Genomic DNA, 11,858 nt, shown 5'->3' with positions numbered 1-11,858 from the left:
AGGGAAGGCCGGGCGGGCCTTCGTCGTCCTCGTCCTCGTCAGCCAAGGGAAGACAGGGCCTCGGCCACGGCGGCGCGGCCCGCCTCGCTCAGCGGGGCCTGGGGCGGCAGCGGGTCGCCCACCGCGAAGCCCTGGATCTGCAACGCGCCCTTGATGCAGGCGGCCAGGGCGTATTGCGCGAAGAGTTCGTTGAAGCGCCAGAGGCGGCGTTGCAGCGGCAGCGCCTCCGCCCAGTTCCCGGCGCGGCAGAGTTCGTAGAGCCGCACGCTCTCGCGCGGGATCACGCAGGCCGGCCCCGCCATCCAGCCCACCCCGCCGATCAGCATGACGGCGGCGGGGATGTGGGCGGAGGCGCTGAACACATCCATCCGCCCCTCCACCGCATTCATGATGGAGAGCAGGCGGCCCGTATTTGTGCTGGCATCCTTGATGGCCACGATGCGCGGATGGTGGGACAGCTTCGTGATGGCCGGCAGCGACAGGTCGCTGCGCTGGAAATTCGGGTTGGTGTAGAGCACCAGCGGCAGGCCGGTGGCATCGGCCAGCGCGGTGAAATAGGCGACGACACCGGCTTCGGGGATGGGGAAATAGGCCTCCATCACGCCCAGGATGCCGTCCGCGCCCAGCCTTTCGTAATCGCGCGCCTGGGCCACCGCATCGGCCGTGGTGGTGGCCGCGACACCCGCCACCACCGGCACCCGTCCGCGCGCCTGACTGACCACGATCCGCACGATCTCGCGCCGCTGGGCGTGGCTCAGATAGGCGAATTCCCCGGTGGAGCCGAGCGGCGTCAGCCCATGCACGCCCGCGCCGATCAGGTGCTCGACCAGGTCGCGCAGCGGCGCCTCCAGCACGGCGCCATCGGCGCCGATGGGCGAGACCAGATAGGGAAAGACGCCCTCGAACCGGCTCATGCGAGATACATGCCCCCGTTGATGTGATAGACCTGCCCCGTGATGAAGCCCGCCTTCGGGCCGGCCAGGAAGACGGCGAGATCCGCGATTTCCTCGGGCCTGCCAATGCGGCCCACGGGGAAGGTGGCGCTGCGGGCCGCGATCTCCTCCTCCGTCATGCCGAAGCGCGGCTGGGCGGTGTCGGTCAGGCCGGGCGCGATGGCGTTTACGCGGATGGCGGGTGCCAGGGCCAGCGCCGTGGCCCGCGTCAGCCCCACCACGCCGTTCTTGCTGGTGGTGTAGTGCACCCCGCGCGGATCACCCCGCACGGCCGAGGAGGACAGGTTCACCACCGCCCCGGGCCGCCCCGCCAGCGCGCGGGCGAAGGCTTGCGTGAGGAAGGCGCCGGCCTTCACGTTGATGTCCAGCACGGCGTCCCACTCGGCTTCCTCCATCGCCAGGAAGTCGCAGCGGGGGAAGATGCCGGCATTGTTCACCAGGATGTCCGGCACGCCCAGCGCTTCCACGGCCGCGGCGTGCAACGCCCGCACCTCCGGCACGGTCGCCACGCTGCCCTGCAGCAGCGCGCAGCGCCGCCCCATGGCCCGGATTTCGGCGGCGAGGTCCAGCGGTTCCGCATCGAGCCAGTTCACCGCCACATCCGCCCCCGCCGCGGCCAGCGCGCGGGCGATGGCGGCGCCGATGCCCTGCTGCGCGCCCGTGACCAGCGCGATGCGGCCGGCCAGTTCGCTCATTCGGCGGCGAGCTTCAGCGCCGTGGGGTCGCGCCGCGCCAGGCGGGCCAGCTGGTAGTCCACCTCCGCCCGCGTGGCATCGGACAGCTTGGGCCCCGGGGCGCGCAGGTTCGGGTGCGCGATGATGCCGCGCCGCGCCAGGATGTATTTCCGCACCGCAAGACCCAGCCCCGGCTGCAGCTCGGTGCGGATCAGCGGCAGGTGGGCCTCGAAGGCGTCCATGGCCTCGTCGCGCTTGCCCTCCAGCAGCAGGTTGCGCACGCGCACCAGCATCTCGGGGAAGGCGTAGCCGGTCATCATGCCATCGGCGCCGCGCAGGGTTTCCTCGGGCAGGTATTGGCCGCCATTGCCGCCATAGATGGCGATGCGCGGCATCTCGCCCGCCTTCATCATGGAAACCAGCGCGCTGATCTTGTCGAGGCCCGGCCAGTCCTCGGCCTTGAGCATCACGAGGCGCGGATCGGCCTTCGCCAGGGTGGCGATCATCTTGGCCGTCATCAGCACATTGGTCAGCTGCGGAAAATCCTGCAGGCACCAGGGCGCCGGCGCTACGGCCTCCGACGCGCCCTGCATCCAGGAGATGATGGCCTCATCCCCGCGCAGCCCCATCGGCGGCGCGATCATCACGCCGGCGGCTCCCGCCTCCATGGAGCGTTGGGCCAGCGTCCGCATCGGCGCGTAGCCGGGGGCCGAAACCCCCACGATCACGGGCAGGCCCGCCGCGTGCTTCAGCACGATCCGCACCAGGCGCAGCGATTCCTCCGCATCCAGCTTGGGCGCCTCGCCCATCACGCCCAGGATGGTCAGGCCTGTGGCGCCGGCGGCCACATAGGCCTCGGTCATGCTGGCGGCGCTGCGTTCGTCCAGCGCGCCATCGGGCAGGAAGGGCGTGGGGCAAATGACGCAGACGCCTTTGGCCTGGGCGGTGAGCATGGGGCTTCTCCTGTTCTTTGCGCGAACCTAAACCCGTCTCCTGCCCCTGCGAAGGATGCCCCATGCCCATTCCCGGCGGAATGCCCCCGACAAGCCGCGACCTTGTCGGCCATGCGAACCAGCCGCCCGACCCGAACTGGCCGGGGGGGGCGCGGCTTGCCCTCTCCTTCGTGGTGAATGTGGAGGAGGGCGCGGAGCTGAGCCTTGCCAGCGGCGACGCGCGCAATGAAAGCGTGCATGAAATCCGCGAGGAGGTGGTGGGCGTGCCCGACCCCTGCATGGAGACGCATTACGCCTATGGCGCGCGGGCGGGGCTGTGGCGAATCCTGGATGCCTTCGATCGGCACGGGATGAAGGCGACCTTCTCCTCCTGCGGCCGCGCCGTGGCCGCCAACCCGCATCTGGCCGCCGCGCCGCACGCCGCCGGCCATGAGGTCAGCGCCCATGGCTGGCGCTGGGAAAGCCACGCCAACATGGACGAGGCCACGGAGCGGGAGGTCATCGCCGCCACCGTCGCGGCCATCCGCGATGCGACCGGGGAACGGCCGGTGGGCTGGCACACGCGCTCGGCCTCCTCGCCCAACACGCGGCGGCTGCTGCGGGAGGAAGGGGGCTTCCTCTACGACAGCGACGCCTATGACGACGACCTGCCGCGGCTACATGCACCCGGCCATGTCATCCTGCCCTACGCCTTCGACACCAATGACATGCGCTTCTCGCCCGGCGGCGGCTTCGTCCAGGCCACGGACTTCTCACAGTACTGCATCGGCGCGGTGGACTGGCTGCTGGCCGAGGGCGCGCGGGCGCCCAAGATGCTGTCCATCGGCCTGCATCTGCGAATCATCGGCCGGCCCGGGCGCATGGCGGGGCTGGAGGCGGTGCTGGCCCATGTGGCGCGCACGCCCGGCATCTGGGTGGCGCGGCGGCGGGACATCGCGGCGCATTGGTTGGCCCGCGCGAAAAACGGGTAGCGGTTTCTGCCGCGGAAAAACCATTAAGGGCGGCGAGGCTTGCCACCATGCCCGACGCCCTGCCCCTGGACCCACCGCGCCCGGCGCTGTCCGTGGTCGTGCCCTGCTACAATGAGCAGGAGGTGCTGCCCGAATTCCACCGCCGCCTCGGCGCCGTGCTCTCGGCGCAGGACCTGCCCTGGGAGGTGGTCTATGTGAATGACGGCTCGCGCGATGCCACGCTCGGGCTGATGCTGGACCTGGCCGCGACCGATCCGCGCGTGGCCGTGGTCAACCTCTCGCGCAATTTCGGCAAGGAGATCGCGCTCACCGCGGGTCTCGACCACGCGCGCGGCAGCGAGGGCGTGGTGGTGATTGACGCCGATCTCCAGGACCCGCCCGAGGTCATCCCTGAATTGCTGGCCGCCTGGCGCCGCGGCTTCGACGTGGCCTATGCCCAGCGCAGCGCCCGCCACGGCGAGGGCTGGCTGAAGCGCGCCACCGCCGCCGGCTTCTACCACCTGATGCAGCGTGTGGGCGGCCGCGTGACCCTGCCCCCCGACACCGGCGACTTCCGCTTCATGTCCCGCCGCGCGCTGGACGCGCTGCTGCAATTGCGGGAGCAGCACCGTTTCATGAAGGGCCTCTTCGCCTGGGTGGGCTTCCCCTCGGTGGCCGTGCCCTATGCGCGCGCGCCCCGGGCGGCGGGCACCACCAAGTGGAACTGGTGGAAGCTGTGGAACCTCTCGCTCGAGGGCATCACCAGCTTCACCCTGGGGCCGCTGAAGCTCGCCTCCTATGTGGGGCTGGCGGTGGCGGTGCTGGCGGGGCTCTACATTGCGCAGCTTCTGGTCCGCACGCTGCTCTTCGGCAATGAGGTGGCGGGCTATCCGAGCCTGATGGCCGTGGTGCTGTTCATGGGCGGGGTGCAGATGATGATGCTGGGCATCATCGGCGAATATCTCGGCCGCATCTTCAACGAGACGAAGCACCGGCCCCTCTACATCGTGGAGCGCCACCTGCGCTCCCGCCTGGCGCCGGCCGAGCGCCCCTTCGCGGGGCAGCAGACGGGCTGAGACGTCGGGAGGCAATTGTGGCAGCGCTGCCTTGATTGCGCCCCGATGAAGCGTCCGCAATTTCAGATTTTCGGAAAGCGCAAGACTGCTTCGCCAGGTTGACCTTCAGCTGGAGCGGGTCAGCCATGCCCAACATGGCGGAGCGACCCGCGAGGCTGCCCCTGAAGCGCGACAGTGAACCCTTTCCAATCAGTAAATTCCGAGCGGCGGCTGCTTTGGAATCTCAGTCCGCGTCGTGCGGATTTGGCCCTTCGCTGATCGCTCTCCCGCCCTCTGCGAGGGATTTCGGACGCGCCACAATGTTGCCTTGGGTGGGTCCAAAAGCCGCCTGCGATCAACCGGATAACAGCATGGTGGTCAGGAAGGGACGGTCTCTTCCACCGCCACGGCAACCCTGACGGGCCACCCCCCCCGGCCCAGTTACGGAAGGTTCGATATGCCCGGCCTGGACGCATTCTCGTCCCTGCAACGCGACCCCTCCGCGCGCGAGAGCGTGATGGGCGCCGGCTATGCTGCACCCTCCATGGTGCTGGCCCCCCCGCACGCCGCCTGGCGCAGCGGGGCGCGGCCCTTCCTGAAGCGCGCCCTCGATGTCCTGGGTGCCGGCACGCTGCTGCTGCTGCTCGCCCCCGTCATGCTCGTGCTGGCCTGGCTGGTGCGCGGCGATGGCGGCCCCGCCTTCTATGCCCACCGCCGCGTGGGCCGTGGTGGCGAGGGCTTCGGCTGCCTGAAGTTCCGCTCCATGGTGGTGGACAGCCAGGCGCGGCTCGACGCGCTGCTGGCCAGTGACGCCGAGGCGCGGGCCGAATGGGACGCCACCCGCAAGCTGCGCCAGGACCCGCGCGTAACCCGCGTGGGCCGCTTCCTTCGCGCCACCTCGCTGGACGAGCTGCCCCAGCTCATCAACGTCCTGCGCGGCGAGATGAGCCTGGTGGGCCCCCGCCCCGTCATCCAGTCCGAGCTGGACCAGTTCTACGGCGCGGCCGCCGCGCATTACATCAGCGTGCGCCCCGGCATCACCGGCCTGTGGCAGGTCTCCGGCCGGTCGGACACCAGCTACGCCCAGCGCGTGGCGCTGGACGTGGCCTATGTGGCCACCCCCTCGCTGTGGAATGACATCAGCATCCTGCTGCGGACGCCCTTCGCCGTCCTGTCGCGCCGCGGCGCCTGCTGAGCTAAGCTTCGCCCCCGCCATCTCCGGGTTCCTGTTCGATGAGTGACACCGCGCGCGACCGCGCCGGGGCGGGCCGGCTCTTGTCCGGCATGGTCTGGAACGGGCTGGGCCGCGGCCTGCCCCTGCTGCTGGCCCTGGTGCTGACGCCGGTTCTGGTGGGACAGATGGGGCTGGAGCGCTGGGGGCTGTTTACCCTGGCCCTCGCTTTGGTCGGCGTCTTCGGCATCTTTGACCTGGGCGTGGGCCCCGCCCTGACCCGGGCGCTTTCCGAACGCATGACGGCCGACACCCCCCACGCCGAGGCCGAGACGGGCCGGCTGGTCGGCACCGCCATGGCGGCGCTGGCGGGCTTCGCGGCCCTTGGGGCCGCCGCCCTCTGGGCCGCTTTGCCCTGGCTGATGGGCTCCGCGCTGAACGTGCCCGAATCCCTCCAGGCCGAGGCGCTGGCCGCCTTCCGCATCCTCGCCGTGGCCGCGCCGCTGGTGGTGGTGAATGCGGCGCTGTGGGGGGTGCTGGCGGCGCATCAGCGGTTCCGGGCGGCCAACCTCGTCACCATTCCCGTGGCGGCGATGTATTACCTGGGGCCCGTGCTGGTGCTGCTGGTGTGGCAAAGCCTGGTCGGCGTCATGCTGGCGCTGGTGGCCTGCCGGCTGGCCAACACCATTTCCTACGCTTGGCTGTGCCGCGGGCTGCTGCCGCGCCTCTCCCTCGGCTCGCCCTTGCTGGTGCTGCCGCTGCTGCGGATCGGGGGGTGGATGACGGCCTCCTCCATGATGAACCAAGCGCTGATCTATGCCGACCGCTTCCTCGTGGGCGCGGTGCTGACGCTGGCGGCGGTGGCCTATTACGCGACGCCGCTCGACCTCGTGCTGCGCATGTGGATCATTCCCGTGGCGGTGGCGCAGGCATTGTTGCCGGCCATGGCCTCGGCCTTCCGCCTGCTGCCCGAGGCCACGGCCGGCCTGCTGCGGCGCGGCGCGCTGATGATCATGCTGCTGACCCTGCCGCCCTGCCTGATCCTGGCCGGCTTCGCCGAGACGGCGTTGCGGCTGTGGCTCGGCGCGGGCTTCGCGGCGGAGAGTGCCATGGTGCTGCGGATCCTGGCGGGGGGCATCTTCTTCTCCTGCCTCGCCTACGCCCCCGGGGCGCTGTTGGACGCGATCGGAAGACCGGACGTGACCGCCAAGTTCATGCTGGCGCAGATCGTGGTCTTCCTGCCGCTCTCCGCCGCGCTGCTGCTGGGTTTCGGCATCCAGGGCGCGGCGCTGGCCTGGGCGCTGCGGGCCGCGGCCGATGCGGGGGGCAAGCTGTTCTTCGCCGCCCGCCTCTACCCGGCCGCTGCGGAGGCGCCTCGCGCCCTGCTCCCGGCCCTGGCGGCGGCCGCGGCGGCGCTGGCCGCGACGGCGCTGGCGCCCGAGGGGCCATGGTCCGCGCTGGTGGCGGGGCTGGGATTCGCGCTGGCGCTGGTTCTGGCGGTCACGCGCCTGCCGACCGAGGAACGCCGCGCCCTCGCCCCCCTTCTGCGTCGCCCTTGGGCGCTGCGCCAGGTGCTCCGCCCATGATCACGCTGAACGGACGTTTCCTCACCCAGGGCCTGACCGGCGTGCAGCGCTATGCGCGCGAGATCACCTCCGCGCTCGATGCGCTGGCCGCGCGGGGCGAGGCCCCGCCCATGACGCTCCTGGCCCCGCCGGGGGCGAGCGGGCTGGACGCCTTCCCGCACCTCGCGCCCCGCGTGGTGGGAAGCCGCGGCGGGCAGGCCTGGGAGCAATGGGATCTGCCCCGCGCCGCCCAGGGCCTGCTGCTGAACCTGGGCAATACTGGGCCGTTGCTGGCCGGGCGACGGCAGGCCGTCGTGATCCATGACGCCGGCGTCTTCGACACGCCGGAGAGCTACGGGTGGAAGTTCCGCCTCTGGTATCGCGTCATGCAGCGCGGGCTGGCGCGGCGCGGGGCGCGCATCCTGAGCGTTTCCGAGTTCTCGGCCGGGCGGATCGCGGCCGCGCTGGGCATTCCCCAAGCGGACATCGGCGTGACCCTGGAGGGCGGCGAGCACATCCTGCGCGAGACCGCCGACCCCGGCGTGCTGGCGCGGCATGGGCTGGAGCCCGGCCGCTACGCGCTCGTCATCGGCACGGGGGCCGCGCACAAGAACCTGGGTATCGTGCGGCGGGCCATGGCGGCGCAGGGGCTCGTCCTGGCCGTGGCCGGCGCCAAGGACGCCGCCGTCTTCCGCACCGGCGAGGCCGACACCGGCGGCGAGGTTCGCGCCCTGGGCCGCGTCTCCGACGCCGAGTTGCGCGCGCTGTATGAGAACGCGCTGACCCTCCTCTTTCCCTCGCGCTATGAGGGCTTCGGCCTGCCGCCGCTGGAGGCCATGTGGTGCGGCTGCCCCGTCATCGCCGCCCGCGCGGGCGCCGTGCCGGAGGTCTGCGGCGACGCCGCCCTCTGGTTCGACCCCGACGCGCCGGACGCTTTGGGCGAGGCCATCGCCACCCTCGCCACCGACGCCGCGCGGCGGGAGGCCCTCATCGCCGCCGGCCGCGCCCGCGCCGCGCATTTCTCCTGGGAGGCGGCCGCGCGGCGGCTGCTGGGATTTCTCGACGCATGAAGACCGCCATCATCCACGAATGGCTGGACAACTACGCCGGCAGCGAGCGCGTGCTGGAGCAGATGATCGCCTGCTATCCGGACGCCGACCTCTTCGCCCTGGTGGATTTCCTGCCCGAGCACGAACGCGGCTTCCTGCAAGGCAAGACGCCGCGCACCAGCTTCCTCCAGCGCCTGCCCATGGCGCGGAAGCGCTTCCGCAACTACCTCCAGCTCATGCCGCTGGCCGTCGAGCAGTTCGACCTGCGTGGCTATGACCTGGTGCTGTCCTCCTCCCACGCCGTCGCCAAGGGCGTGATCACGGGGCCGGGCACCACCCATGTCAGCTATGTGCATTCACCCATGCGCTATGCCTGGGACTTGCAGGGGCAATATCTGGAACAGTCGGGCCTGACGCGCGGTGTGAAATCCGTCTACACGCGCTGGCTGCTGCACCGGATGCGGATGTGGGACCAGGCGAGTGCCGCCCGCCCCGACCTGATCCTGGCCAATTCCAGCTATATCCAGCGGCGCATAGCCAAGGTCTGGCGGCGGGAGGCGGAGGTGCTGCACCCACCCGTGGACATCGAGGGCTTTCCGCTCGCCACCGGCCCCCGCCCGCATTTCGTCGTGGCCGGGCGGCAGGTCGCCTACAAGCGCTTCGAGCTGGTGGCCGAGGCCTTCCGCGCCTTGCCGGAGTTCAAGCTCGTCATCGCGGGTGACGGGCCCTCGGCGCCGCTCGTGCGCCAGGCCGCGGGTGGCGCGCCCAATATCGAAATCCGCGGCCGCGTGCCCCAGGCGGAGCTGGTCGCCCTGCTGCAATCCGCCCGCGCCTTCGTCTTCCCGGCCGAGGAGGATTTCGGCATCGGCATGGTCGAGGCCCAGGCCTGCGGCGCGCCGCTCATCGTCTTCGGCCGTGGCGGGGCGCGCGACATCGTCACTGATGCCACCGGCCTCACCTTCGCGGAGCAGACGCCGGAAAGCCTCGCCGCCGCCATCCGCGCCTTCGTGGCGCAAGAGGCGCGCTTCACGCCCCAGGCCTGCCGCGCCAATGCCGAGCGCTTCGGCATCCCGCAATTCCGCGCGGGGCTGCGCGCGGCGGTGGCGGGGGCGCTGGCATGATTTCGCTGGTGGTGGCCACGCTGGGCCGGGTGGAGGAGATCGGGGCGCTGTTCGACAGCCTCGCCATGCAGGACGCCACCTTCGAGGTGATCCTGGTGGACCAGAACCCGGATGCGCGCCTTGATGTATTGGTGGCCGATTGGGCGCCGCGCCTGAGCCTGCGCCACCTGCGCGCGCCCCGCCCCCACGCCAATGCGGCGCGCAACCTGGGGCTCCGCCACGCGCGCGGCGACCTCGTGGCCTTCCCCGATGATGACTGCCTGATGCCCCCCGGCACCCTGGCCCATGTGCGAGCCGCCTTCGACATGGACCCGGCGCTGGCCGCCCTGACAGGGCCGGCGGCGGCACCCGAGGGCGGCCTTGGCTCCGGCCGCTGGAATGACAAGGCGGGGCCGATCACGCTCGCCAATGTCTGGACCAGCGTGATCGAGTTCAACCTCTGGCTCCGGCGCGGTGCGGCGCTGCGTCTCGGCGGCTTCGACGAGGGCATGGGCCCCGGCGCCCGCTTCGGCAGCGCGGAAGGCAATGACCTGGTGTGCCGCGCTCTGGCCGCGGGCATGGAGGCCCGCTACGACCCCGCCCTGCGCGTGATCCACCCCGACAAGCGCCTGACACAAGAGGCGGTGGCGCGGGCGCAGCGTTACGGGCTTGGCCTCGGCTTCGCGCTGCGGCGCCATCCTGTGCCGTTTTCGGTGCGGGCGGCCTTCCTCTATCGGCCGCTGGGTGGGGCGCTTGTCTCACTGGCGCGTGGGCGGGTGCTGCACGCGCGCTATTACCTGGCCAGCCTGCTCGGCCGCGCCCAGGGCATGCTGGCCAGCCCCCTGCCCTGGCCCGCGCCCCTGGAACCCGCGCCATGAAGATCGCGATCGGTATCGCGACGCGCGGCCGCCCCGCCATCCTGGGCGAGGTGCTGGCCGAACTCGATCGCCAGACCCGCGCGCCCGACCGGGTGCTGGTCTGCCACGTCACGCCCGAGGATGTGGCCGACCTGCCCGCCCGCTTCCCCGGCGTGGAATTCCTGGCGCAGAACCCTGGCGGCCTGCCGCGCCAGCGCAACCGCATCCTGGACGCGGTGCCGGATTGCGACCTGCTGCTTTATCTCGACGACGACTTCCTGCCCGCCCCCGGCTGGCTCGCGGTGCTGGAGGGGGTGATGGCGGCGCATCCCGACTGCGCGGTCGCGACCGGGACCGTCATCGCCGATGGCGCCAAGGGGCCGGGCCTCACGGTCGCGGAGGGCCGGGCACTCCTGGCCGCCGACACGCCGCCCGCCGACACTCTGGCCGTCCAGCCGCATTTCAACGGCTATGGCTGCAACATGGCCGTGCGCCTCGCGCCCATGCGCGAACACGGGCTGCGCTTCGACGAACGCCTGCCCCTCTATGCCTGGTATGAGGACATAGACCTCACGCGCCGGCTGCTGCCGCACGGCAATATCCTGCGCCTGGCCGGGGCACGGGGCGTGCATCTGGGCGCCAAGTCGGGGCGCGTGCCGGGGGTGCGGCTGGGCTACAGCCAGGTGGTGAACCCCATCTACCTCGCGCGGAAGGGCAGCTTTCCCTGGAACCATGCCCTGCCCTCGGCGGCGCGGCATTGCCTGATCAACCTGCTGCGCAGCGCCCGGCCGGAGCCCGAGGTGGACCGTTGGGGACGCTTCCGCGGCAACATGATCGGCCTCTGGGACCTGCTGCGCGGCCGCGCCGCGCCGGAGCGCATCCTGGACCTATAGCTGCCTCAGGATGGCGAGGACGGAGACGACCATCCCCTCCATCGCCACCGCCGCCAGGATCAGCCCCATGACGCGCGAGAGGATGCTGATGCCCGCTCGCCGCAGGAACTGCACCAGCGGCGTGGCGAAGCGCATGACCAGGTAGACCAGCACCAGCACCAGCACGAGGGCCAGCGCCGTGCTGCCCTGCTCGGCCCAGTTGAAGCGGTCCTTGTCGGTCAGCACCACCACGGTCAGCATCGTGCCCGGCCCCGCGATGGAGGGCATGGCCAGCGGGAACACCGCGCGCTCGGTCGGCGAGACGTCGGGCTGGGTGGGGGGCGGCGTCTGCACCGTGTCGAAGATCATGGCGAGCGCGAAGAGCAGCAGCACCAGCGAACCCGCCAGCCGGAAGGTGTTGAGCCCCACGCCCAGCGCCTGCAGCAGCACCTGCCCCGCCACCAAAAAGAAGATCAGGATGCCCAGGGAGATGAGCACGGCGTGAAACGCCACGCGGTTTCGCACCGCTCGCTCCAGCCCCACCGTCGTGGCCAGGAAGATCGGCAGCTTGCCCAAGGGGTTCAGCACCACCAGCAGGGTGATGAAGTCCGTGAGGAAGTTGGTCGTCATCCGCGACCGTGGATCAATTGCATAGCAGG

12 protein-coding genes are annotated in these 11,858 nt (G+C 71.1%); 8 read left to right on the top strand and 4 right to left on the bottom strand.

Annotated elements, in window-relative coordinates:
• Positions 1 to 38 precede the first annotated feature (38 nt).
• From JTN19_RS02025 to JTN19_RS02015, 3 genes are read right to left on the bottom strand one after another with little or no spacing between them, the layout of a single operon-like run.
• Positions 39 to 914: a dihydrodipicolinate synthase family protein gene (locus tag JTN19_RS02025; RefSeq protein ID WP_206929784.1), complete on the bottom strand. Its 876-nt coding sequence runs from the start codon at positions 912 to 914 to the stop codon at positions 39 to 41.
• A complete protein-coding gene (locus JTN19_RS02020; RefSeq protein ID WP_206929782.1) occupies positions 911 to 1,648 on the bottom strand; it encodes an SDR family NAD(P)-dependent oxidoreductase in 738 nt (245 codons plus the stop codon). Before JTN19_RS02020 ends, JTN19_RS02025 begins: the two co-directional genes overlap by 4 nt.
• Complete coding sequence (locus tag JTN19_RS02015; RefSeq protein WP_206929780.1) at positions 1,645 to 2,580, bottom strand: dihydrodipicolinate synthase family protein; 936 nt, start codon at positions 2,578 to 2,580, stop codon at positions 1,645 to 1,647. The genes JTN19_RS02020 and JTN19_RS02015 overlap by 4 nt, the downstream gene beginning before the upstream one ends.
• Positions 2,581 to 2,660: 80 nt before the next feature.
• Here JTN19_RS02015 and JTN19_RS02010 point away from each other — a divergent pair, with 80 nt between their 5' ends.
• The 8 genes from JTN19_RS02010 (at position 2,661) to JTN19_RS01975 (ending at position 11,220) form a co-directional block, all read left to right on the top strand.
• Complete coding sequence (locus tag JTN19_RS02010; protein WP_242530778.1) at positions 2,661 to 3,551, top strand: polysaccharide deacetylase family protein; 891 nt, start codon at positions 2,661 to 2,663, stop codon at positions 3,549 to 3,551.
• Positions 3,552 to 3,598: 47 nt separating this feature from the next.
• Entirely contained in the window at positions 3,599 to 4,606 is a 1,008-nt protein-coding gene (locus JTN19_RS02005) for a glycosyltransferase family 2 protein (protein ID WP_206929767.1), read from the top strand.
• A gap of 436 nt (positions 4,607 to 5,042) precedes the next feature.
• The gene (locus tag JTN19_RS02000) at positions 5,043 to 5,780 is read left to right on the top strand and encodes a sugar transferase (RefSeq protein WP_206929765.1); all 738 of its coding nucleotides are present in this window, start codon (positions 5,043 to 5,045) and stop codon (positions 5,778 to 5,780) included.
• Between the two features lie 38 nt (positions 5,781 to 5,818).
• Complete coding sequence (locus tag JTN19_RS01995; protein ID WP_206929763.1) at positions 5,819 to 7,342, top strand: flippase; 1,524 nt, start codon at positions 5,819 to 5,821, stop codon at positions 7,340 to 7,342.
• Entirely contained in the window at positions 7,339 to 8,391 is a 1,053-nt protein-coding gene (locus tag JTN19_RS01990; RefSeq protein ID WP_206929761.1) for a glycosyltransferase family 4 protein, read from the top strand. Before JTN19_RS01995 ends, JTN19_RS01990 begins: the two co-directional genes overlap by 4 nt.
• Positions 8,388 to 9,491: a glycosyltransferase gene (locus JTN19_RS01985; protein ID WP_206929760.1), complete on the top strand. Its 1,104-nt coding sequence runs from the start codon at positions 8,388 to 8,390 to the stop codon at positions 9,489 to 9,491. Before JTN19_RS01990 ends, JTN19_RS01985 begins: the two co-directional genes overlap by 4 nt.
• Positions 9,488 to 10,348 (top strand): glycosyltransferase family 2 protein, encoded by an 861-nt coding sequence (locus JTN19_RS01980; protein ID WP_206929758.1) that lies wholly within the window; start codon positions 9,488 to 9,490, stop codon positions 10,346 to 10,348. The genes JTN19_RS01985 and JTN19_RS01980 overlap by 4 nt, the downstream gene beginning before the upstream one ends.
• On the top strand, positions 10,345 to 11,220 hold the full coding sequence (locus JTN19_RS01975) for a glycosyltransferase family 2 protein (protein WP_206929756.1): 876 nt from the start codon (positions 10,345 to 10,347) through the stop codon (positions 11,218 to 11,220). Before JTN19_RS01980 ends, JTN19_RS01975 begins: the two co-directional genes overlap by 4 nt.
• Here JTN19_RS01975 and JTN19_RS01970 read toward each other — a convergent pair.
• Entirely contained in the window at positions 11,215 to 11,829 is a 615-nt protein-coding gene (locus tag JTN19_RS01970) for a MarC family protein (RefSeq protein WP_206929745.1), read from the bottom strand. The two genes, JTN19_RS01975 and JTN19_RS01970, sit on opposite strands and share 6 nt — an antisense overlap.
• Between the last annotated feature and the right edge of the window lie 29 nt (positions 11,830 to 11,858).

Source organism: Roseococcus thiosulfatophilus (genome assembly GCF_017311575.1).
In the GTDB taxonomy this organism is placed as follows: Bacteria; Pseudomonadota; Alphaproteobacteria; order Acetobacterales; family Acetobacteraceae; genus Roseococcus; species Roseococcus thiosulfatophilus.
This window is presented reverse-complemented; position numbering and strand designations above follow the sequence as displayed.